Origin of the sequence: Nocardioides aequoreus (assembly GCF_000720335.1) — a bacterium.
Lineage (GTDB): Bacteria > Actinomycetota > Actinomycetes > Propionibacteriales > Nocardioidaceae > Marmoricola > Marmoricola aequoreus.
Window position 1 is genome coordinate 1 of record NZ_JOJN01000017.1, and the last position, 20,885, is coordinate 20,885.

Annotated in this window: 20 protein-coding genes and 2 tRNA genes; 6 read left to right on the plus strand and 16 right to left on the minus strand. The window is 72.9% G+C overall.

What is annotated here, in order from left to right:
• Window positions 1-252 precede the first annotated feature (252 nt).
• The 4 genes from IG63_RS0118825 to IG63_RS0118840 form a co-directional block, all read right to left on the minus strand.
• Window positions 253-324 (minus strand) — tRNA-Val (locus IG63_RS0118825).
• A 177-nt stretch (window positions 325-501) separates the two neighbouring features.
• A complete protein-coding gene (locus IG63_RS0118830) occupies window positions 502-969 on the minus strand; it encodes a peroxiredoxin (protein ID WP_030485888.1) in 468 nt (155 codons plus the stop codon).
• Window positions 970-987: 18 nt separating this feature from the next.
• Window positions 988-2,667: an AMP-binding protein gene (locus tag IG63_RS0118835; protein ID WP_245604513.1), complete on the minus strand. Its 1,680-nt coding sequence runs from the start codon at window positions 2,665-2,667 to the stop codon at window positions 988-990.
• A gap of 23 nt (window positions 2,668-2,690) precedes the next feature.
• Window positions 2,691-3,107 (minus strand): DUF3052 domain-containing protein, encoded by a 417-nt coding sequence (locus IG63_RS0118840; RefSeq protein WP_030485890.1) that lies wholly within the window; start codon window positions 3,105-3,107, stop codon window positions 2,691-2,693.
• Between the two features lie 214 nt (window positions 3,108-3,321).
• Between IG63_RS0118840 and IG63_RS0118845 the strand changes: the two genes are divergently transcribed.
• From IG63_RS0118845 to aceE, 3 genes are all read left to right on the plus strand, one after another.
• Window positions 3,322-3,846: an NfeD family protein gene (locus tag IG63_RS0118845; protein WP_051707232.1), complete on the plus strand. Its 525-nt coding sequence runs from the start codon at window positions 3,322-3,324 to the stop codon at window positions 3,844-3,846.
• A gap of 24 nt (window positions 3,847-3,870) precedes the next feature.
• Window positions 3,871-5,385, plus strand: a complete 1,515-nt coding sequence (locus IG63_RS0118850; RefSeq protein WP_030485892.1) for a flotillin family protein — start codon at window positions 3,871-3,873, stop codon at window positions 5,383-5,385.
• Between the two features lie 79 nt (window positions 5,386-5,464).
• Window positions 5,465-8,272 carry a pyruvate dehydrogenase (acetyl-transferring), homodimeric type gene (gene aceE, locus IG63_RS0118855; RefSeq protein ID WP_030485893.1) on the plus strand — a complete coding sequence of 936 codons (2,808 nt, stop codon included), beginning with the start codon at window positions 5,465-5,467 and terminating at the stop codon, window positions 8,270-8,272.
• Window positions 8,273-8,388: 116 nt separating this feature from the next.
• On the opposite strand, the gene IG63_RS0118860 is transcribed toward aceE, so the two are convergent.
• The gene (locus IG63_RS0118860) at window positions 8,389-9,393 is read right to left on the minus strand and encodes an alpha/beta fold hydrolase (RefSeq protein ID WP_157210298.1); all 1,005 of its coding nucleotides are present in this window, start codon (window positions 9,391-9,393) and stop codon (window positions 8,389-8,391) included.
• A 182-nt stretch (window positions 9,394-9,575) separates the two neighbouring features.
• On the opposite strand from IG63_RS0118860, the gene IG63_RS23130 reads away from it, so the two are divergent.
• Entirely contained in the window at window positions 9,576-9,827 is a 252-nt protein-coding gene (locus tag IG63_RS23130) for a phosphopantetheine-binding protein (protein ID WP_030485895.1), read from the plus strand.
• A gap of 10 nt (window positions 9,828-9,837) precedes the next feature.
• Here IG63_RS23130 and IG63_RS0118870 read toward each other — a convergent pair whose 3' ends face one another.
• From IG63_RS0118870 to IG63_RS0118880, 3 genes are all read right to left on the minus strand, one after another.
• The gene (locus IG63_RS0118870) at window positions 9,838-10,353 is read right to left on the minus strand and encodes a DUF3145 domain-containing protein (RefSeq protein WP_245604514.1); all 516 of its coding nucleotides are present in this window, start codon (window positions 10,351-10,353) and stop codon (window positions 9,838-9,840) included.
• Between the two features lie 181 nt (window positions 10,354-10,534).
• The gene (locus IG63_RS0118875) at window positions 10,535-11,302 is read right to left on the minus strand and encodes a PP2C family protein-serine/threonine phosphatase (RefSeq protein WP_169741829.1); all 768 of its coding nucleotides are present in this window, start codon (window positions 11,300-11,302) and stop codon (window positions 10,535-10,537) included.
• A 142-nt stretch (window positions 11,303-11,444) separates the two neighbouring features.
• Complete coding sequence (locus tag IG63_RS0118880; RefSeq protein ID WP_030485898.1) at window positions 11,445-12,245, minus strand: HAD-IIA family hydrolase; 801 nt, start codon at window positions 12,243-12,245, stop codon at window positions 11,445-11,447.
• Between the two features lie 50 nt (window positions 12,246-12,295).
• Between IG63_RS0118880 and IG63_RS0118885 the strand changes: the two genes are divergently transcribed.
• The gene (locus tag IG63_RS0118885; protein ID WP_030485899.1) at window positions 12,296-12,898 is read left to right on the plus strand and encodes a TetR/AcrR family transcriptional regulator; all 603 of its coding nucleotides are present in this window, start codon (window positions 12,296-12,298) and stop codon (window positions 12,896-12,898) included.
• Window positions 12,899-12,929: 31 nt separating this feature from the next.
• On the opposite strand, the gene IG63_RS0118890 is transcribed toward IG63_RS0118885, so the two are convergent.
• Complete coding sequence (locus IG63_RS0118890; protein ID WP_051707235.1) at window positions 12,930-13,583, minus strand: DUF2238 domain-containing protein; 654 nt, start codon at window positions 13,581-13,583, stop codon at window positions 12,930-12,932.
• Between the two features lie 48 nt (window positions 13,584-13,631).
• Window positions 13,632-14,285 (minus strand): FMN-dependent NADH-azoreductase, encoded by a 654-nt coding sequence (locus IG63_RS0118895; protein ID WP_030485901.1) that lies wholly within the window; start codon window positions 14,283-14,285, stop codon window positions 13,632-13,634.
• 106 nt (window positions 14,286-14,391) lie between these two features.
• Between IG63_RS0118895 and IG63_RS0118900 the strand changes: the two genes are divergently transcribed.
• Window positions 14,392-14,736: a winged helix-turn-helix transcriptional regulator gene (locus tag IG63_RS0118900; protein WP_030485902.1), complete on the plus strand. Its 345-nt coding sequence runs from the start codon at window positions 14,392-14,394 to the stop codon at window positions 14,734-14,736.
• Window positions 14,737-14,752: 16 nt separating this feature from the next.
• Here IG63_RS0118900 and IG63_RS0118905 read toward each other — a convergent pair whose 3' ends face one another.
• The 6 genes from IG63_RS0118905 to metK form a co-directional block, all read right to left on the minus strand.
• Window positions 14,753-15,535 carry an LLM class flavin-dependent oxidoreductase gene (locus tag IG63_RS0118905; RefSeq protein ID WP_030485903.1) on the minus strand — a complete coding sequence of 261 codons (783 nt, stop codon included), beginning with the start codon at window positions 15,533-15,535 and terminating at the stop codon, window positions 14,753-14,755.
• A 42-nt stretch (window positions 15,536-15,577) separates the two neighbouring features.
• Window positions 15,578-16,978: a chromate efflux transporter gene (chrA, locus tag IG63_RS0118910; RefSeq protein WP_036196255.1), complete on the minus strand. Its 1,401-nt coding sequence runs from the start codon at window positions 16,976-16,978 to the stop codon at window positions 15,578-15,580.
• Between the two features lie 79 nt (window positions 16,979-17,057).
• Window positions 17,058-17,131: transfer RNA gene (locus IG63_RS0118915), tRNA-Ile, on the minus strand.
• A gap of 52 nt (window positions 17,132-17,183) precedes the next feature.
• On the minus strand, window positions 17,184-17,405 hold the full coding sequence (locus tag IG63_RS0118920) for a hypothetical protein (RefSeq protein ID WP_030485905.1): 222 nt from the start codon (window positions 17,403-17,405) through the stop codon (window positions 17,184-17,186).
• Window positions 17,406-17,544: 139 nt separating this feature from the next.
• A complete protein-coding gene (locus IG63_RS0118925; RefSeq protein ID WP_030485906.1) occupies window positions 17,545-19,575 on the minus strand; it encodes a primosomal protein N' in 2,031 nt (676 codons plus the stop codon).
• A 34-nt stretch (window positions 19,576-19,609) separates the two neighbouring features.
• Entirely contained in the window at window positions 19,610-20,812 is a 1,203-nt protein-coding gene (gene metK / locus IG63_RS0118930; RefSeq protein WP_030485907.1) for a methionine adenosyltransferase, read from the minus strand.
• Window positions 20,813-20,885: the final 73 nt, after the last annotated feature.

Sequence of the window (20,885 nt, forward strand, 5' to 3'; positions counted from 1 at the left end):
CAGACGGTGGGTTGGTGTGGTAACCCCCCTCCGTACTGGAGGTCCTCGCTATCCGTCTACCGTCCCGCGTTCACAACCTCTGTGGGAACTACAGCTAGGCGACCGCGCCAGGGCGCGACCGGCCAGGCCGTCCCGGCTGGCGCCGGTTTCCTTCGCTCTCCTGCGTGGGCGCAGCAGGGATCGAACCTGCGACCACCTCGTTGTCAGCGCCCCAGAGATGTCTCAGCCTCTACCGCTGAGCGCTCTCCTGCGTGGGCGCAGCAGGGATCGAACCTGCGACCACCTCGTTGTAAGCGAGGTGCTCTACCGCTGAGCTATACGCCCCACGGCCACCCCGGGGCCCGGTGGCCGCGCACAGACTACGACAGGGCGTGGGGCGGGATGCACCGGGAAAGCAGAACCGCGCCGCTGGCGTCTCGGGTCACCAGCGGCGCGGCAAGAACAAGACTGCCCGACGGGTGTCCGCCATCCAAGTCAAAGGTTGAAACTGGTCCGACATAACTAGACCAGCCGGGACAGTTCCCCAGCGTGCCGGTCCAAGTCGCGCCCGATTCCTGACGGATTGTGCACCGACCACTGGATCACGCCCTCACGGTCGATCAGGAAGGACGACCGGGTCGGACCACCCGTCCGCTCGTCGAGCACGCCGTAGCACCGGGTGACCTCGCCGTGCGGCCAGAAGTCGCTCAGCAGGGGGAAGAACAGCCCGTCCCGGTCGGCCAGCGCACGGAGGGCGTAGACGGGGTCGCAGCTGACCGTGACGAGGGTCGAGCCGTCGGTCTCGAAGTCGCCGAGGCGGTCGCGCAGCGCCACCAGCTCACCGGAGCAGACCCCGCTGAAGGCGAAGGGGTAGAAGACGAGCATGGTCGCCCTGCCCGCGGCGTGCTCGGAGAGCGTCACCTGCTGACCATGCTGGTCGACGAGGGTGAAGTCGGGCGCCTTGGCACCGACCGCCAGGGGCGAGCTCATGACGTCATCGTGCCAGTGTCAGGAGACGGCCGACTCCCCGGGCTTCCCGCTCTCGGCGTCGTGCTCGCGCAGGTCCTTCTTGAGCACCTTGCCGGTCGAGTTGCGGGGCAGCTGGTCGAGGAAGACGACCTCACGCGGCACCTTGTAGCGCGCGAGGTTGTCTTTCACGTGGGCCTTGAGCGTCTCCTCGTCGACCTCGCCGTCCTTGACCACGAAGGCGCGCAACCGCATGCCGTAGTCGTCGTCGTCGATGCCGATCGCGGCGGCCTCGGCGACCGCCTCGTGCCGCGCGAGGCAGTCCTCCACCTCCTGGGGGAAGACGTTCTCGCCCCCGGAGACGATCATGTCGTCGTCGCGGCCCTCGACGAAGAGGCGGCCCTGCTCGTCGAACCTGCCGACGTCACCGCTCGACATCAGGCCGTCGATGACGTCCTTGGTCTCCTCGGTGTCGCCGGTGTAGCCGCCGAAGAGCATCGAGTTGCCGACGAAGATCCGCCCGGAGCCACCTTGCTCGACCGGCTCCCCCTGCTCGTCGTAGATCCGTACGACGGTGTTGGCCGGCGGCTTCCCGGCCGTGCCCGGAGCATCGCGCATGTCGCGCGGCTGGGCGATCGTGGCCCACGCGACCTCCGTGGAGCCGTAGGTGTTGTAGAGGTTGTCGCCGAAGGCGTCCATCCAGTCGGCGGCCAGGTCGCCCGGCAGCGCGGAGCCCGACGCGGCCACCACCCGCAGGAAGGACCAGTCGCCGTCGCGGTCGGCCGCGTCGAGCTTCATGACCCGCTGCATCATCACCGGGATCACGATGGCGGCGTCGCAGCGGTGCTCGCGCAGCGTCGCGACGAAGTCGGTGGGGTCGAAGCGGCGGCGCAGCACCAGCGTCGAGCCCAGCAGCATGGCCAGGTTGAGGTGGGCCCAGCCCCAGGTGTGGAAGAGCGGGGCAGCGATGTGGGTGGTGCCGCCGGTCCGCAGCGGGATCCGCGAGAGCAGCGCCACCGCCCCGTCGAGGCCGGCCTCGTCGCGCGGCGCGCCCTTGGGCGTGCCCGTGGTGCCGGAGGTGAGGATCACCGGCCGGCTGGTGTGGGCCGGGGGGTCCGGCAGGGTGGTGGCGCCCTGCTCGACGAGCCGCTCGACGTACGCCGCCTCCTCGCCCGTGGCCGCGCTGTCCTGGTCGCCGTCGCGCCAGGCCACCACCCGCTGCACCTGCACCCCGGACTTGTCGACGAGCCCGCCGAACTCCTCGTCGTAGACGATCGCCTGCGGCTGCTCGCGCTCGCAGACCTCGCCCAGCTGCGTGGCCGAGAAGGCGGTGTTGAGGTAGAGGATGTCGGCGCCCAGCTTGGACAGGGCGATGGACACGTCGACGAAGTAGCGGCTGTTGCGCACCAGCACGGCGACGCTGTCGCCCTCCCCGACGCCGAGGTCGCGCAGCCCGTGCGCGAGCCGCGTCGAGCGCTCGTCGACCTCGCGCCAGGTGAGCTCGCCGATCTCGTCGACGATGGCGAGACCGTCGGGGTCACGCTCCGCGAGCGCCCCCATCCCGCCGGCGAAGCCGATGCCCCAGTGGTGCAGCCGCTGCCCCAGCCGGAGCAGCGTGCGCGGTCCGTAGGGCCGGATCACCCCGGTGCGCGCCATCGTGGCGACCATGCGGCCGTGCCGCGCGGCCTCCTTGCCCCAGCGTGTGCTCCGGCGCTCGACCAACGGGGGCCTCCTGTGCGTGAGTGTCAGCGTGACTTGGGCGCGGCCAGCCGCGTCCCCGTCCAGTCCTTACCCACCGCAACGGTCGTGGTCGTCGAAAGTCCCGCGATCGGGGCGGATTCGGCGATGTCAGAGGGATCACACGCCCCGGGACGGCCCACCTTCGGCGTCAGCAGCCAGATCACCCCGCCGCCCACCAGGTCGGTCAACGAGTCGACGAGGGCGTCGACCAGGTCACCGTCGTCGTCGCGCCACCAGAGCATCACGGCGTCGACCACGTCGCCGTGGTCGCCGTCGACGAGGTCGGCGTCGAGCGTCTCCTCGATCTCCTGGCGGACCGCGTCGTCGACGTCGTCGTCCCAACCCAGCTCCTGGACGACCATGCCTGCCTTGAAGCCCAGCCTGGCTCCGATCGAGACGTCGTCCCCTGCGCTCGGGCTCACGGCACCTGCCTTTCTCCTGCTCACGTGCGGGCTGTCGCCCGGCGGGACCGGGCGACCAAGTGTGCGTAGTCCACTAGACCCCGGGGAGGTTCGCAAGCGCACGACCCGGTTGAGGGTCTGTCGTGGAGAAGTCGTGACCTGATTGCGACTAGCATCCGGGGTCCTGGGCGGCGGCGGGACGTCGCTGCCCGACTCGGGGCGAGGGGGACGACCGGTGACCGCACTGCTGGTGGTCGGCGTCGTGGGGCTCGTGGTGCTCGCGGTGTCGCTGCTGCTCGGCGACGTGCTCGACGGCCTCCTCGACGCGCTGGCCGGCGACACCTTCTCCACCGCGGTGCTGGGTGGCTTCGTCTCGGCCTTCGGGTTCGGCGGTGCCGCGGCCGACGCGGCCGGCGCCCCGTGGCCGCTCACCCTGGGCGTCGGCGTCGTCGCCGGCGTCGCGGTCGGCTGGTTCGCGGCCTGGCTCACCCGCCTCGTGCGCGACGGCGGCAGCGACGCCACGCCGGAGGCCGACGACCTGCTCGGGCGCGAGGGCCAGGTCGTCAGCGCGATCCCGGCAGACGGCTACGGCACCGTGCGCGTGCTCCTCGGCGGCCACGTCGTGCGCGTCAACGCCCGCGCCGACGGCCCGCTCGAGGCCGGCACCGCCGTCCACGTGACCTCGATCCTCTCCCCCACGGCCGTGACCGTCTCCCCCCACGACCCGCTCGCCGCCCCCGGGTGGGGCGAGCTGACCTGACCCACCACCGAAAGGCGCCACGCCATGGAACTGCCCGGCTACCTGATCCCCACCGTGGGCATCCTGGTCCTGCTCACCCTGCTGGTGCTGCTCGTGACCAGCCGCTACAAGGTCGCCGGGCCCAACCAGGCCTTCATCGTCACCGGCCGCAAGGGCAAGGCGGTGCTCAACCCCGAGACCGGGGCGCTGACCACGGACCTGTCGGGCCAGAAGGTGATCCTCGGCGGCGGCACCTTCGTGATCCCCTTCGTGCAGAAGCTCGCGACGATGGACCTCTCGAGCCGCCGCATCTCGGTGCAGATCCGCGGCGCCGTCTCCGGTCAGGGCATCAAGCTCAACGTCGAGGGCGTCGCGATCGTCAAGGTGGGCGGCAACGCCGACCAGATCCGCCTCGCCGCGCAGCGCTTCCTCTCCCAGCAGCAGGACGTCGAGCCCTTCACCCAGGAGGTGCTCGCCGGCGCGCTCCGCTCGATCGTGGGTGGGCTGACGGTCGAGCAGATCATCCGTGACCGGGCCGCCTTCGCCCAGCGCGTGGCCGACGAGTCGGAGAACTCCCTGACCGGGCAGGGCCTGATCCTCGACACCTTCCAGATCCAGGACGTCACCGACGACGGCAGCTACCTGGCCGACCTCGGCCGTCCCGAGGCCGCGCGCATCGGGCAGGCGGCGTCCATCGCCGAGGCCAACGCGCGCCAGGCCGCCGAACAGGCCCGCATCAAGGCCGAGGAGGAGATCGCGGTCTCCCAGCGCCAGCTCGCGCTGCGCACCGCGGAGATCAAGGCCGAGACCGACGCCGCCTCCGCCCAGGCGGCCGCCTCCGGTCCGCTCGCCCAGGCCGACCGCGACCAGGCGATCCTGCTGGAGCAGGAGAAGGTCGCCGTCCGCCAGGCCGCCCTGACCGAGCGCCAGCTCGAGACCCAGGTGCGCAAGCCCGCCGACGCCGAGCGCTACCGCGTGGAGCAGGAGGCCGAGGCCAAGCGCAGCGCCGAGATCGCCGCCGCCGACGCCCGCAAGGCCGCCAGCATCGCCGCCGCGCAGGCCCAGGCCGAGGAGCAGCGCCTCTCCGGTGAGGCCGAGAAGTCGCGGCGTACGGCGCTCGCCGAGGCCGAGGCCATCGAGGGCGAGCGGCGTGGTGCCGCCGAGCGCGCCCGGCGTGTCGCCGAGGCGGAGGCGACCCGCGTCGAGGGCGAGGCGCAGGCCGCCGCGACGCTCGCCGTGGGCCAGGCCGAGGCCGAGGCCATGGACCGGCGCGCCGAGGCCTTCGCGCACTACAACGACGCCGCCGTGCTGCAGATGCTGATCGAGGTGCTGCCCCAGGTCGCCCGTGAGGTCGCGGCCCCGATCAGCGCCATCGACCACCTCACCGTGGTCTCGACGGAGGGTGCCGGGGCGCTGCCCAAGCAGGTCAACGACAACGTCGTGCAGACGCTCGCGATGCTCAAGAACTCCACCGGTCTCGACCTGGAGTCGCTGATCAAGCGCAGCGCCGGGAGCGCGGTCGACCGGGCCGTGGGCGAGGAGCCGGCGGCCGCGGAGTGACCGCCCAGCGACCCCGCGGTGACTGGATCGTTCCAAGTGACTGACCAGTAAATTTCCCCCTGCCCCTCGCAGTGGCACGATGGGCTGCGTGAGCGACGCTGAGAAGAAGTCCCAGGTGACCCCGCGCGCATCGGTGATCCACGAGGGTCTGCCCACCCAGCTGCCCGACATCGACCCCGACGAGACGCAGGACTGGCTCGCGTCGTTCGACGCGATGGTCGGCGACCGGGGGCGTGACCGGGCCCGCTACGTGATGCTCCGGCTGCTCGAGCGCGCCCGTGAGCACTCCGTGGGCGTCCCGGCGCTGCGCAGCACCGACTACATCAACACCATCCCGCCCGAGCGGGAGCCGTGGTTCCCCGGTGACGAGGAGATCGAGCGGCGCATCCGGGCCTTCATCCGGTGGAACGCCGCGGTCACGGTCTCCGACGCCAACCGGCCCGGGCTCGAGGTCGGCGGGCACATCGCGACCTACCAGTCGTCCGCCTCGCTCTACGAGGTCGGCTTCAACCACTTCTTCAAGGGCAAGGACGCCGAGGGCGGCGGCGACCAGGTCTACATCCAGGGGCACGCCTCCCCCGGCGTCTACGCCCGTGCCTTCCTCGAGGGCCGGCTGACGCAGGAGCAGCTGATGCGCTTCCGCCAGGAGGTGCAGCACGGCCCGGGCGCCGGCCTGCCGTCGTACCCCCACCCGCGGCTGATGCCGGACTTCTGGGAGTTCCCGACCGTGTCGATGGGCCTGACGGCCATCAACTCGATCTACCAGGCGCGCTTCAACCGCTACCTGATGCACCGCGGCATCAAGGACACCTCGCAGCAGCACGTCTACGCCTTCCTCGGCGACGGCGAGATGGCCGAGCCCGAGTCGCTCGGCGCGCTGCGCGTGGCCGCCCGCGAGGAGCTCGACAACCTCACCTGGGTCATCAACTGCAACCTGCAGCAGCTCGACGGCCCGGTCACCGGCAACGGCAAGATCATCCAGGAGCTGGAGTCCTACTTCCGCGGCGCCGGCTGGAACGTCATCAAGGTCATCTGGGGCCGCGAGTGGGACGAGCTGCTCGCCAAGGACGTCGACGGCGTGCTCGTCAACGCGATGAACAGCACCCCCGACGGCGCCTTCCAGACCTTCTCGGTCGAGGACGGCGCCTACAACCGCGAGCACTTCTTCGGCCAGGACGCCCGGCTGCGCAAGATGGTCGAGCACATGACCGACCGGCAGATCGAGAAGCTGCCGCGCGGCGGCCACGACTACCGCAAGGTGTACGCCGCCTTCGAGGCCGCCTCCAAGCACGTCGGCCAGCCGACGGTGATCCTCGCCCACACCATCAAGGGCTGGACCATCGAGGGCCTGGAGGGCAAGAACGCCTCCCACCAGATGAAGAAGCTCAAGCTCGCGGACCTGAAGAAGTTCCGCGACCGGCTCTACCTCCCGATGAGCGACAAGGAGCTCGAGGAGGCCTACGAGACCCACGGCACCGCGCCCTTCTTCCACCCGGGCGAGGACTCCGACGAGATCCAGTACATGCTCGACCGGCGTCGCCAGCTGGGCGGCTCGCTGCCCCGCCGCGTCGTCCGCGCCAAGCCGCTGAAGGTGCCCGGCGACGAGACCTACAAGGAGCTCAAGCAGGGCTCCGGCAAGGCGAAGGTCGCCACCACGATGGCCGTGGTCCGGCTGCTGCGCGACTGGATGAAGGACAAGGAGATCGGCGCCCGGCTGGTGCCGATCGCCCCCGACGAGTACCGCACCTTCGGCATGGACTCGATGTTCCCGAGCGCCATGGTCTACAACCCCGGCGGCCAGCGCTACGAGTCCGTCGACCGCAAGCTGCTGCTGAAGTGGCGCGAGGACAAGAAGGGGCAGCTGCTCCACGAGGGCATCTCCGAGGCCGGCGCGATGGCCTCGGCGACCGCGGCCGGGTCGTCGTACGCCACCCACGGCGAGGTGATGATCCCCTTCTACATCTTCTACTCGATGTTCGGCTTCCAGCGCACCGGTGACTCGATCTGGGCCATGGCCGACCAGCTGGCGCGCGGCTTCCTGATCGGCGCCACCGCCGGCCGCACCACGCTGACCGGCGAGGGGCTGCAGCACGCCGACGGGCACAGCCCGCTGCTGGCAGCGACCAACCCCGCCGTCGTGCACTACGACCCGGCGCACGCCTACGAGGTCGGCCACATCATGCAGGACGGCCTGCGCCGGATGTACACGCCGAGCGAGGAGCACCCCGAGGGCGAGAACGTCATCTTCTACATGACGGTCTACAACGAGCCGCTCTCACAGCCCGCGGAGCCCGAGGACCTCGACGTGCAGCAGCTGCTGCAGGGCATGTACAAGTTCGCCGACGCCCCCGAGGTGCCCGGCAACGGCGACGCGCCGCGCGTGCAGCTGCTGGCCTCCGGCGTCGGCTTCCCCTGGATCCTCCGCGCGCAGCAGCTGCTGGCCGAGGAGTGGGGCGTGGCCGCCGAGCTGTGGTCGGTCACCTCGTGGAACGAGCTCTCCCGCGAGGCGATCGCGTGCGAGAAGTGGTCGCTGAACCACCCCGACAAGGAGCCCCGCACGCCGTACGTCACGCGCCTGCTCGCCGACGCCCGCGGTCCGGTGGTCGCGGTGAGCGACTACCAGCGCGCCGTCCAGCTGCAGATCGCGCCGTGGGTGCCCGAGGACTTCCACGCGCTCGGCACCGACGGCTTCGGCTTCGCCGACACCCGTCCCGCCGCCCGCCGCTTCTTCCAGGTCGACGCCGAGAGCGTCGTCGTGGAGGCGCTGCGTGCGCTGGCGCTGCGCGGCGAGGTCAAGCCGGAGGTCGTGAGCGAGGCCTTCGCCAAGTACCGCATCGACGACCCCACCGCGGTGGCCGACGTGGAGCAGGAGGGCGGCGACGCCTGACCGCCCGGGTCTCGAGGAGGTGGCGCAGCGACCGCCTCGAGGCCCGGTACGGCGGCCGCTCGGGTGGTCGAGGAGGTTGCGCAGCAACCGTCTCGAGACCCCGTACGCCGCCCGGCTCAGCCGGCGGAGGCGGTCGCCCTGCGGCGCGGCAGCACGGCCACCGGGGCCAGCGGGGCCTCCCCCGCCTCGGCCCGGTTGGCGGGCTGGCCGGGACCGTTGCGCAGCAGGGTGCGCCACCGGCCGCGGTGGTAGGTCGCGGGCCGGGTCGAGGCGACGAAGTCGCGCACGATCTTGCCGAAGCGCTCGGGGTGGTCCTTGTGCGGGAAGTGCCCGCTGTCGCGGAGCAGCTCCACCACGGCACCCGGGGCGATGCGCGCGACGTGCTCGGCGTGGCGTGACGGGATGACCAGGTCGTCGGTGCCCCACACGACCAGCATCGGCATGGCCTGCGTCAGGTAGGCGCGGTCGACCATCGTGACGATCTGACCGCGGGTGTCGACCACGGCCTTGACCACGTGCCGGATGGCGGCGCGGGCGCGCGGGTCCTTGAAGGACTCCACGATGTCGGCGACCTCGCCGAGGTCGCGGGTGGCGCCCAGCGGGGCCTTCGCGAGCGTCTTGAGCCCGAGCCGGTTGACCTGTCGTACGCCGGGGAGCGTCGCCAGACCCATCGCCTGGTGGAAGCCCGGGAGCGTCACCGCCCGGATCAAGGGCGAGACCTCGGGGCCCATGCCGCCGGGGGCCACCAGGATCATCCGCTCGGTGCGCTCGGGGAACTGGTAGGCGAACTGCATCGCCACGCCCCCGCCGAAGCTGTGCCCGACGACGGTGACCTTGTCGATGCCGAGCACCGTGAGCAGGTCGCGCATGCCGTTGGCGTAGCCGCCCACCGAGTAGTCGGCGCGCGGCTTCGCGCTCTGCCCGTGGCCGAGCAGGTCGGGGGCGATCACGGTGAAGTCGCGCGCGAGGTCGCGGAGCACCGGCAGCCAGGTGGTGTGGTCACAGCCGAGGCCGTGCAGGAGCAGCAGCACGGGGCCGGAGCCCATCTGGACGTACACGCGCTCGTGGCCGTGGATCGTCACGCGCTGCAGCTCGACCTCGGCACAGCCGTCCGGTGTCATGCGCCCTCCTGCGGGCTCGGTACCGATGGGGATGTCGCAGGTGCCGTGGCAGAGTCAACCAGACGGGGTTGTCCGATGGTTGGTCCGCCACCACACGGGGGCGGAACGTCTCGCGGATCCTGGAATCCCTGTACCCACAAGGGTTTCCGGTCCACTCCACCGAGGCGACTAGAGTCTGCGCCGTGCCGGCCGACGTCGATCCCGAGCTGCTCCACGCCGTGGGCGCTCTCGTCGAGGCGGTCACCGGCACGCCGGCCGCCCAGGTGCGTCCCGAGCACGCCTTCGTCGACGACCTGCGGGTCGACTCGCTCTCGATGCTCGAGGTGCTCGAGGGCTGCGAGCACCACCTCGGTGTCCGGGTGGGCGACGAGGCCACCGCCCAGCTGGTGCACGTCGGCGACCTGCTCGACTACCTCGAGCACCATCGTCGGTAGGGCTTCCGGCTCAGACCACCTGGTGGAGCCAACGCACCGACACGCCCTCGCCGGCGTGCCGGAAGGTCTCCAGCTCGTCGTCCCAGGGCTTGCCCAGCAGCCGGTCGACCTCGAGCTCCAGCGTGGTCTCCCCCAGCGAGGCCTTCATCACCGCGGCCTTGAGACGGTCCTCGGGGATCATCAGGTCGCCGTGCAGCCCGGTCACGGCGTGGAAGACGCCGAGCGAGGGGGTCACGGCGTAGCGCACGCCCTCGGTGCCGGCCGTGGGGTCCTCGGTCACCTCGAAGCGCAGGTGGTGCCAGCCACGCAGCGCCGAGGTGAGCGCGGCGGCGGTGCCGGGGTCACCGACCCAGGAGTACTCCGTGCGGTAGCTGCCCGCGTGAGCCGGCTGCGGGGTCCACTCCATCGACGGGGCATGGCCGAGCACGCCGCCGGCCGCCCACTCGACGTGGGGGCACAGCGCCGAGGGCGCGGAGTGGATGAAGAGCACTCCGCGCGTCTGGGTACGGGTCGCTGCAGCAGTCACGATGACCTCCTTGTGCTCGGCGCGAGGTACGCCTTCCCCAGCGGACTCGCGAGCACAGGTCGTGTGACGTGCGGTGCAGATGTGTGGTTGTGCGTCCATTGTGACGCACGGACCCACCGGGTGCCAGCAGATCGGGCGAACCGCCCGCCCGGCGTGTCGTAGATCGGCGCCTTTGTCCGCTTTAGGCGGACTGGGACAGGCGGACGGCGGCCGGATCGACGACGAGACGCGGGTCGCGGCCCGCGCCGACGAGGGATCCCTCCCAGCTCCGGGCCGCTCCCGGGACCACGGTGGCGACGATGCAGGTGACGTTGTCGCGACCACCCGCCTCGAGCGCGGCACCGACCAGGGCGTCGACGGCGCCGCTGTCGTCGTCGTGCTCCCGCAGGACCTCGGCGATGCCGGCCTCGGGCACCAGGTCGGTCAGCCCGTCGCTGCACAGGAGCAGCCGGTCGCCGGGGAGCAGGTCGAGCCAGCTGAGGTCGCCGGCCTCGGCCGGGTTGCCGCCCAGCGTGCGGGTCACGACGTGGCTCCAGGGGTGCCCCAGGACCTCGGCCGGGTCGAGCGCTCCGTCGTCGACGAGCTGCTGGACCACGGTGTGGTCGTGCGAGAGCCGGGTCAGCCGCCCGCGGCGCAGCACGTAGGCCCGGGAGTCGCCCAGCTGCAGCAGCGCGGCGCGCTCACCGTCGGTGAGCACCGCGGTGAGGGTCGTGGCCATGCCCGCGCGCCCGGGGGCCTGCGCGCCGAGCGCCACCTGGTGCTGGGCGAGCGCCACTCCCTCGCGGAGCGTCACAGCAGGGTCGGCGGCGGGATGCGCGAGGGCCATCGCCGAGACGACGTACGCCGCCGTGGCCGAGGCCACCTCACCCGCCGCGTGGCCACCGACGCCGTCGGCGACCAGCAGGAGACCGGGACCGGCGAAGCCGGAGTCCTCGTTGTGGTCGCGCACCAGACCGGTGTGACTGGCCGCAGCACCGACGAACCTCTGCACCGGCGCCACCTCCCTCTGCATCCTCAACGCCCGGGGCCTCGTGATCGTTCCGAGCACAGCGTGCCCCAGACCTCCGACAACCGCGAGGGTCGAGCGCCTGTCAGGCCTCGGGCAGCGGCTCCGCGGCCAGCTCGACCAGGTCGGCGATGGAGTCCACGACCTTGCTGGGGCGGTACGGGAAGGTGTCGACGAGGTCGGGACGGGTGGAGCCGGTGAGCACCAGCACCGTGCGGATGCCGGCCTCGAGCCCGCTGACGATGTCGGTGTCCATCCGGTCGCCGACCATCACGGTCGACTCCGAGTGCGCCTCGAGCCGGTTGAGGGCGCTGCGCATCATCAGCGGGTTGGGCTTGCCGACGTAGTAGGGCTCGCGACCGGTCGCCCGGCTGATCAGCGCCGCGACCGAGCCGGTGGCCGGCAGCGTGCCCTGCGGGCTCGGGCCGCTCGGGTCCGGGTTGGTGGCGATGAAGCGCGCGCCCCGCTCGATCAGCCGGATCGCCTTGGTGATGGCCTCGAAGGAGTAGGTGCGGGTCTCCCCCAGCACGACGTAGTCGGGCTCCCGCTCGGTCATGACGTAGCCGATGTCGTGCAGCGCGTTGGTCATGCCCGCCTCCCCCACGACGTACGCCGTGCCGTGGGGTCGCTGGTCGGCCAGGAAGCGGGCCGTGGCCAGGGCGGAGGTCCAGATCGCCTCCTCGGGCACGTCGATGCCGCTGCCGAGGAGCCGGGCCCGCAGGTCGCGCGGGGTGTAGATCGAGTTGTTGGTGAGCACCAGGAAGCGCTTGCCGGCCTTCTGCAGCGCCTGGATGAAGTCGGCGGCCCCGGGGATCGCGTCCTCCTCGTGCACCAGGACGCCGTCCATGTCGGTCAGCCAGGTCTCGACGGGCCTCGCGCTCTCCATGCGTCCATGCTCCCACGCGGACGCCGCCCCGGGCGTGCCATGGTGTCCCCGTGCCCGAGGTCCCCGCCCCCGTCCGACGCGGCCGGCCGGGCTACGACCAGCAGACCGTGCTGCGGCGGGCGATCGAGCTCTTCAACCGGCAGGGCTACGACGGCACCAGCATGGGCGACGTCGCGCGCGAGCTCGGCCTGGTCAAGTCGGCGCTCTACCACCACGTGGCCAGCAAGGAGGCCCTGCTGGCCGCTGCCCTCGACGAGGCCCTCGACGCCCTCACGGCGGCCATCGACCGCGCCAGCAGCGGGCCCACGGCGCTCGCCCGGCTCCGCACCGCGCTGCACGAGTCGGTGCGCGTGCTCGTGGAGCACCTCCCCGCGGTCACGCTGCTGCTGCGGGTGCGCGGCAACAGCGAGGTGGAGCAGGCGGCGCTGCGCCGACGGCGCCAGCTCGACGAGCGTCTGGCCGCCCTGGTGTCCGAGGCCGTCGCCGAGGGATCGGTGCGCGACGACGTGCCGGCCGACGTCGCGAGCCGGCTGCTCTTCGGCATGGTCAACTCGCTCGTCGAGTGGTACCGCCCCGACGGCCGTCTCGACGCCGACACCCTGGCGGCGTCCGTCGTCGGCGTCGCCTTCGACGGGCTGACCACCGGCCGCTGACCGGCCGCTGACCGGCCGCTGACGCCCGCGCTCAGGCGGCGAGGGACTCGCGCAGCGGCGACGAGGGGCGCAGCGGCTCCTCGGCGAGCAGGTGCCCGCGGCGCCACAGCGCGTGGACCGCGACCCCGGCGAGCACGGCCCCGAGCGTCCCGAGGGACAGGTCGCCCAGCGTGTCGGCGTACGCGCCGTTGCGCTCCACCGAGGTGCTGAGGAAGGCGAAGTACTCCGCCAGCTCCCACGCCAGGGCGGCCGTGACGCCGAAGGCCAGCGACCGCTCGAGCACGGCGCCCAGCGTGCTCGTGCGTCTCATGGTGAGCAGCACGGCGGCGGCGGTGAGCAGCCCGGTGTTCATGAAGTGCATCCAGTCGTCGAACCAGACCACCGAGTCGTAGAGGTCGAGCCGGTTGCCGAGCACGTCGGTGAAGCACGTGACCGTCACCAGCAGGTCGGCCAGCCACGGAAAGGGCCGGTCGCGCCAGAGCGCCCACCACAGGACGGGGATGGTGAAGGAGATCAGCGGGTAGCCGACGGCGCGGAGCCCGGCGGCCTTGTCGCGCATGTTGCCGAGGTCGGGGTGCAGCATCGCCAGCACCAGCAGCAGGACGAGCCCCGCCTTGGCGGTGACGGTCAGCCCCGGGACCACGCCGAGGCCCGTGCGGGCCGGTGCTGCCTCGCCCGCGCTCATCCGTCGATCCTAGGTTCCCCTCGCTGCCGGCCGACCGGCGGGCCGTGGTCAGGAGGCCAGGCGGCCCACCTCGGCCCTCGCCAGCGTGGCGCCGGCCTCGCGGGCGGCCGACTGCGCCTTCTCGTGCATCTCCGCCGCGAGGTCGGTGAACTCGTCGAGCGCCGGGTTGACGCCCACCAGGGTGAACTCGCGCTCGACCACGGTGAGGTCGGCGCGCCAGACGTCCTCGAGGATGCGGCGCAGGTACGCCGTGGAGTGGTCCCAGCCCTCGCGCGGCGTGCCGGCGCCGTACGCCCCGCCCCGGACGGTGGCCAGCACCACGGGCTTGCCCTCGAGCAGGGGCGCCCCGGCCTCGGCGCCCGCGATGACGAGGTCGATCCAGACCTTCACGTGCTGCGAGACGCCGAAGTTGTAGAGCGGCACCGCCAGCAGCGCGGCGTCGGCGGAGGTCAGCTCCTCGATCAGCTCCGCCGAGAGCGCCACCGCGGCCCGCTGATCGGGCGTGCGCTCCGCCTCGTCGACGTACGCCGCCGTGACGGCGTCGGCCCACGCGTCCGCCGGCAGCGGCTGGGTGCCCAGGTGGCGGCGGATGATCTCGTCGTGCGGGTGCTCCGCCGACCAGGCCGCCTCCACGATGTCGGCGATCTCGCGACTGCTGGAGGTGGCGGGAAGGATGCTGGCGTCGAGCCGGAACAGGGTCATGAGGTCTCCTGGAAAGCAGCGGTCTGAGTAGTTGCTTGGAAAATACTAGCAACTACTTCGATGCTGGCGCACCGCGCGGGGTCGGCTTCCGCGTATCCTGGGACGCATGGCTGACGGCGGCACGGTGGAGCACGCACCTCCGCAGTGCGACGCCGCCCTCACCCACGCCTTCGAGCTCCTCGGCAAGCGGTGGAGCGGCGTCATCCTGGGCGCCCTGATGGAGCGACCCGCCGGCTTCGCCGCGCTGCGGCGCGCGACCGGCGGCATCAGCGACTCCGTGCTCTCCGAGCGGCTCGGCGAGCTGGGCGCGGCGGGCCTGGTCGTGCGCGAGGTCGACGAGGGTCCCCCGGTCGCCGTCCGCTACCGCCTGGCTCCCCCCGGCGAGGCGCTGGTGCCGGTGCTCCGCGACCTCGGCGACTGGGCGCGCGACCACCTCCACGCCGCGCCGTAGCGCGACCTGCCGCGGCTCACGCCCCGGCGAGCGCCTCGGCGAGCGGCCGCGGGTCCGGCGAGCCCGCGTCGGACTGCAGGACGACGACGTCGGCCCCGGCCTCGGCGAGCACGGCGACGCGGTCGGCCACGGACGCGACCGACACGTCCGCGGCACCGATCTCGGAGTAGGCGGTCACGTGCACGAGTCCGTCCCGTCCCGACGCCTCACGGCCCTCCTGGGCGAGCGCGCGAGCGCGGCTCACGGTCTCGGGGTCGGTGACCTGATCGAGGAGGACGCCGTCGGCCACCTCACCGGCGAGGCGCAGCGTCCTGGGTCCCCGCGCCCCGACGAGGAGGAGCGGCGGCGTCGGCGGCGGCCAGTCGAGTGCGACGCGGTCGAGGCGCACGTAGTCACCCTCGACGTCCACCGTCTCGCCGGCCAGGAGCCGTCGCAGCGCCTCGGTGTGCTCGCGCAGCAGGGTCATCGGCGAGTCTGCCCGGGCTCCGACCTGCTCCATCCAGTCGAGCACGCCGTGACCCGTGGCCGCGACGCACCGTCCGGGAAAGGTCCGCGCGAGGGTCGCGACCTCCATCGCGGCCAGCGCGGGGTTGCGTAGCGGGACGGGGAGCAGCCCGATCCCCACGCGCACCCTCGTCGACCAGGCGAGTGCCATCGCCGCGGTGGTCAGCCCGCCCTCGAGGAAGCAGTCCTCCCAGAGCCACAGCTCCTCGACCGACGAGGCGTCGACGGCCTCGACGACCGCGCGCAGGTGCTCGGGCGGGGACTGCGGGCGGAAGACGACGCCGGTGGTGACCATGGCGACCACTGTGCCCCAGGGCAGCGACCGCCGCACCGCACGTCAGAGCGCAGCCTGCGCCAGACCCACGACGATGCCGGTGAGGGCGCACACGCCCAGGGTGCGCAGGACGCTGGTGCCCCGCCAGAAGATCAGGGCGCACCCGAGCACGGTGATGCCCAGCGCCGTCCACTGCAGGGTGCTCACCACAGGCAGCTCGAAGTCGAAGGGCCCGGTGGTGACGCGCGTGGTGTCGGCGAAGAGCGTGTGCAGGGCGAAGTAGAGCGCCAGGTTGGCGATGACGCCCACGACGACAGCCGTGATGCCGGTCAGGGCGGAGGCCAGGGCGTGGTTGCCGCGGAGGCGCTCGACGTACGGCGCCCCCAGGAGGATGAAGAGGAAGCACGGCACGAAGGTCACCCAGGTCACGAGCAGGGCGGCCAGGGTGGCGGCCACCCAGGGGTCGAGGTCGCCCGGGGAGCGGTAGGCGCCGACGAAGGCGACGAACTGCACGACCATGATCAGCGGTCCGGGGGTGGTCTCGGCGAGGGCGAGCCCGCGGACCATCTCGCCGGGGGCGAGCCAGCCGTAGACCTGGACGGCCTGCTGGGCGACGTACGACAGCACGGCGTAGGCGCCGCCGAAGGTGACGACGGCGGCGCCGGAGAAGAAGAGCCCCTGGTCGACGAAGATGGAGGAGCCCCCGAAGACGAGCGCGGCGGCGACGACGGGGGCGGCCCACAGCGCGAGCCCCGTCACCAGGATCGTCGCGGCGCGACGACCGGAGGGCCGCTCGGCGTGAAGGGCGTCGTCGCTGACGAGCGGGGGCGGCCCGTCGTCGCTACCGGCCGCCTTGGCCTTGGTCAGCGTCGGGATGGAGCGGCCCAGCAGCCACCCGGCGAGCGCGCCGACCGCGACCACGGCGGGGAACCGGACGCCGAAGAGCGTGAGGGCGACGAAGGCCGCGGCGGCGAGCACGAGCAGGGCCGGGTGCGTGAGGCCCTTCCTCGCGACACGGGTGACGGCCTGCAGCACGATGGCGATCACGGCCGGCGCCAGCCCCAGGAAGAGGGACTCCACCAGGGTGGTGTCTCCGTAGGCGACGTAGACGGCCGACAGCACGAGGAGCGACACCACGCCGGGCAGGATGAAGAGGATGCCGGCGATGAGGGCGCCGCGGACGCCGTTGAGGAGCCACCCGACGTAGGTGGCGAGCTGCTGCGCCTCGGGGCCGGGCAGCAGCGTGCAGTAGGACAGCGCGAAGAGGAAGCGCTGCTGGCCGATCCACCGCTTCTCCTCGACCAGGGCGCGCTGCATGACCGCGATCTGCCCGGCCGGGCCGCCGAAGGTCTGCCACGAGATCGCGAACCAGGTCCTCGTCGCCTCGCCCAGCGGAACGACGTCGGGAGCCGGTCGGGCCGCGGACGCACCGGCCCCGGTGTCGTCGGCGGGGTCGGTCGTCACGCGGTGCATCTGATCGCGCCCCCGATCCATAGTCAAGTGGTCAGGTGTGCTTTGACGACCGAGCCCTCAGCCCGGGGAGTAGGGCGGGTGGGGCTCGAACCCACGACCCAAGGATTATGAGTCCTCTGCTCTGACCGACTGAGCTACCGCCCCGCGCGTCCGACGTCGTACGCCGTCGGGCGCGGCCTGGAGCCTACCGACACGCTCAGGCGGCGCCGCTGGGCAGGCGCTCGTCCTCCCACGCGTCGATCGCGGAGTCGAGCGCGGTGAGGGCGTTGACGAGCGAGCGCGTGGCGGCGTCGACGGCGGTGCGGCAGCGAGCGCAGCGACGGCCACAGCCGCAGCGCTGCGCCGCGAGGTCGCGCTCCTGCCGCAGCTGGCGGGCCCGCAGGACACGGAGCCCGAGGGAGTCGAGCGTGTGGTCCATGCCGGCCTCCCCCCGTGGTCGTGCGCCCCCAGCGGACGCTTCGGGGTGGGTATCGGACAGTCCTGCCGAAACCTGACCAGTACGGCGCCGGCCGTCTCGCGCGGTCTAGGTCACACGGCTTCGGGTGCGGCGATGCGAGTCAGCCCAGCGACATCGGGTCGACGACGACCCGCAGGTGGGGCTGCTTGCGGGCCGAGCGCTGCGCCTGGACGTCGTGCAGCGCCTGGGTCAGCGCGGGGCCGGCGGCTCGGGGCACCCGGACGACGAGGCGGTGCTGTGGCTCCTCCCCCGGTCGCTGATCGATGGGCACCGGGCCCAGCACCTCGGCGCCCGCGGGCAGCTGCAGCTGGGGCTGCACGGCGTCGAGCTCGTCGAGCGAGCCGGTGAGCGTGGCGACGCGGCTCGCGGGCGGCAGGTGCGCGGAGAGCCGGTCGTCGACCTCGCGCTGCGCGAGCCCGCCGGGGTCCCAGCGCACCAGGGCCTGCACCCCCGGGTGCGCGGCGTCGCCGACGACGAGCACCCGCCCGCCCTCGGACGGCGGGCGCACCATCGCCGCGGCGTTGGCCCAGCGGCGGAAGGCCTCCTCGGTGGCGCGCAGGTCGGCGCGCCCGAGCAGCAGCCAGGCGTCGAGCAGCACGACCGCGGCGTACCCGCCCTCGGCCACCGGCTCGGCGCCGGGCGTCGCCACGACGACGGCGGGCTGGTCGTCGACGGCGGCGAGCACGCGCTCCCCCGACGACGACTGCCGCACCCGGACGCCCGGCAGGGCGCGGCCCAGCTCCTCGGCGGTGCGGGCGTCGCCCAGCACGGGCGCGCGCAGCCCGCGCCCGTCGCACTCCGGGCAGCGCCAGTCGCGCGCCTCGGTGCCGCACCACGCGCAGGCGACGGCCCGACGCGCGCCGGGCTGCCGCAGCGGACCGTGGCAGACCCGGCAGGTCGCGGGGGTGCGGCAGTCCTCGCACGCGAGCCTCGTGGCGTAGCCGACCCGAGGTGCCTGCACCAGCACCGGGCCCCGCGTGACGCCGTCGCGCAGCACGCGCAGCGCCTCCCCCGGCACCCGGGCGTACGCCGCGGGGTCGCGGCCCTCGCCCCCCACGGCGGTCACCGTGACCCGGGCCCGGACCGTCTCCCGCGGGGCGCGCACCTCCTCGGCCCAGCCCGAGCGCACCAGGTACTCCGCCTCGACGCTGCGGGCGTGCGCCGCCAGCAGCGCGGCGCACCCGGTGGTCTCGGCGCGCAGCAGCAGCACCTCGCGGGTGTGGGGGTAGGGCGCCCTGGGCTCGGCGTAGAGGTCGTCGCCGTCGTCCCACATCGCCACCAGCCCGAGGTCGTGCACAGGGGCGAAGGCCGCGGCGCGCGTGCCGACCACGATCCGCACGCTGCCGCGGCTCACCGCCAGGAAGGCGCGGTAGCGCTTTGCCGGTCCGGCGTCGGCGGCGAGCACCACGTGGCGCCCCTCCCCCAGCCGCGCGGTCAGCGCGGCGTCGAGCCGGTCGAGGTCGCGGTGGTCAGGCACGCACGCCAGCGCACCGCGGCCCGAGGCGGCCGTGGCCACCAGCGCGTCGGCCAGCAGCGCGGCGCCGTCATCCCCGGGGAGCACGGTCCACACCGCCCGGGGCGACTCCCCCGCGGCCAGCCGGTCGTGCACGTGCGCGCCGTACGCCGCCCACGCACCGGCCGTGGGCGGGCCGGGCGCCGGCAGGGCGTCGCGCGCGGGCTCCTTCTCGACCCGGGCGTGCCGCGGCGGCACCGCGAGCCGCAGCACGTCGGAGCGGGTGCCGGCCCAGCGCGCCGCGACCCGCGCGGTCAGGTCGGCGACGTCGGGGCGCAGCACCGGCTCGGCGCTGACCACCCGGCGCAGCGGCTGCAGCCGCCCGGGGTGGTCGCTGCGGTCGGCGCGGGCGAGGACGAAGCCGCCGACGTCCTGCCCCGCGAAGCGGACCTTGACCCGGCACCCGGGCTGCGCCGCCTCGGACATCGAGGTCGGCACGGCGTAGTCGAAGGGCCGGTCGAGGTGGGCCAGTGGCACGTCGACGAGGACTCGCGCGACCGGGTCGACCTCCGCGGGAGGATCGGTCTGCTCCGCGGGCGGCTTGGCGCGGCGCGCCTCGGCGCGGACCCGCGCCGGGGGCGGGAGCAGGGCGCCCTGCTCCTCCTCCGGCTCGCTCACGCCGCGAGTGTGCCAGCCGGCACCGACGGTGGCGTCAGACGCCCGCGACCTTCTTCAGCGCCTCGGCGCGGTCGGTGCGCTCCCAGGTGAAGTCGGGCAGCTCGCGCCCGAAGTGGCCGTACGCCGCGGTCTGGGCGTAGACCGGCCGCAGCAGGTCGAGGTCGCGGATGATCGCGGCAGGGCGCAGGTCGAAGACCTCGAGCACGGCCTTCTGGATGACCTCGTCGGAGACCACGCCGGTACCAAAGGTCTGCACGAAGACGCCGACCGGCTGGGCCTTGCCGATCGCGTAGGCGACCTGCACCTCGGCGCGGCGGGCCAGGCCGGCGGCCACGATGTTCTTCGCGACCCACCGCATGGCGTACGCCGCCGACCGGTCGACCTTGGAGGGGTCCTTGCCGGAGAAGGCGCCGCCGCCGTGACGGGCCATGCCGCCGTAGGTGTCGACGATGATCTTGCGGCCGGTCAGGCCGGCGTCGCCCATCGGGCCGCCCACGGTGAAGATGCCGGTCGGGTTGACCAGCAGCCGGTAGTCCTCGGAGGGGATCTCGAAGGAGCCGAGCACCGGGTCGATGACCTCGCGCTTGATGTCGGCCTCGAGCTGGTCGAGCGAGACGTCGGTGGCGTGCTGCGTGGAGAGCACGACGGTGTCGACGCGCACCGGACGGTCCTGGTCGTCGTACTCGATGGTGACCTGGGTCTTGCCGTCGGGACGCAGGTAGGGCAGCGTGCCGTCCTTGCGCACGGCCGTGAGCCGCTCGGAGAGCCGGTGGGCGATCGTGATCGGCAGCGGCATCAGCTCGGGGGTGTCGTCGGAGGCGTAGCCGAACATCAGCCCCTGGTCGCCGGCGCCCTGCCGGTCGATCTCGTCGTCGGAGGAGCCGACGCGCGACTCGTGCCCGTGGTCGACGCCCGCGGCGATGTCGACGGACTGGCCGCCGATCGCGACCTGCACGCCGCAGGAGCTGCCGTCGAAGCCCTTCTCGGAGGAGTCGTAGCCGATCTCGAGGATCTTGGCCCGGACCAGCTCGGCCACCGGGGCGTACGCCGTGGTGCGCACCTCGCCGGCCACGACGACCAGACCGGTGGTCAGCAGCGTCTCGACGGCCACCCGCAGCGTGGCGGGCTCCTGGTCGTGCGCCAGCAGGTAGTCGAGCACCGTGTCGCTGATGGCGTCGGCGATCTTGTCGGGGTGGCCTTCGGTCACCGACTCGGAGGTGAAGAGGCGTCCGGTCACGTAGCAGCTCCTGGATCAGGGACGGGCGGGGTCCTGGGTGAGGTCATGGCCACGGCCAGGACGCGGACGAGCC

Coding starts and splice junctions, on each gene's coding strand:
- IG63_RS0118900 (WP_030485902.1), top strand. CDS start 14,392: ATGGCTGACGGCGGCACGGTGGAGCACGCACCTCCGCAGTGCGACGCC.
- IG63_RS0118850 (WP_030485892.1), top strand. CDS start 3,871: ATGGAACTGCCCGGCTACCTGATCCCCACCGTGGGCATCCTGGTCCTG.
- IG63_RS0118880 (WP_030485898.1), bottom strand. CDS start 12,245: ATGGAGAGCGCGAGGCCCGTCGAGACCTGGCTGACCGACATGGACGGC.
- IG63_RS0118905 (WP_030485903.1), bottom strand. CDS start 15,535: ATGGTCACCACCGGCGTCGTCTTCCGCCCGCAGTCCCCGCCCGAGCAC.
- IG63_RS0118920 (WP_030485905.1), bottom strand. CDS start 17,405: ATGGACCACACGCTCGACTCCCTCGGGCTCCGTGTCCTGCGGGCCCGC.
- IG63_RS0118895 (WP_030485901.1), bottom strand. CDS start 14,285: ATGACCCTGTTCCGGCTCGACGCCAGCATCCTTCCCGCCACCTCCAGC.
- IG63_RS0118890 (WP_051707235.1), bottom strand. CDS start 13,583: ATGAGCGCGGGCGAGGCAGCACCGGCCCGCACGGGCCTCGGCGTGGTC.
- IG63_RS0118860 (WP_157210298.1), bottom strand. CDS start 9,393: ATGACACCGGACGGCTGTGCCGAGGTCGAGCTGCAGCGCGTGACGATC.
- IG63_RS0118830 (WP_030485888.1), bottom strand. CDS start 969: ATGAGCTCGCCCCTGGCGGTCGGTGCCAAGGCGCCCGACTTCACCCTC.
- aceE (WP_030485893.1), top strand. CDS start 5,465: ATGGGCTGCGTGAGCGACGCTGAGAAGAAGTCCCAGGTGACCCCGCGC.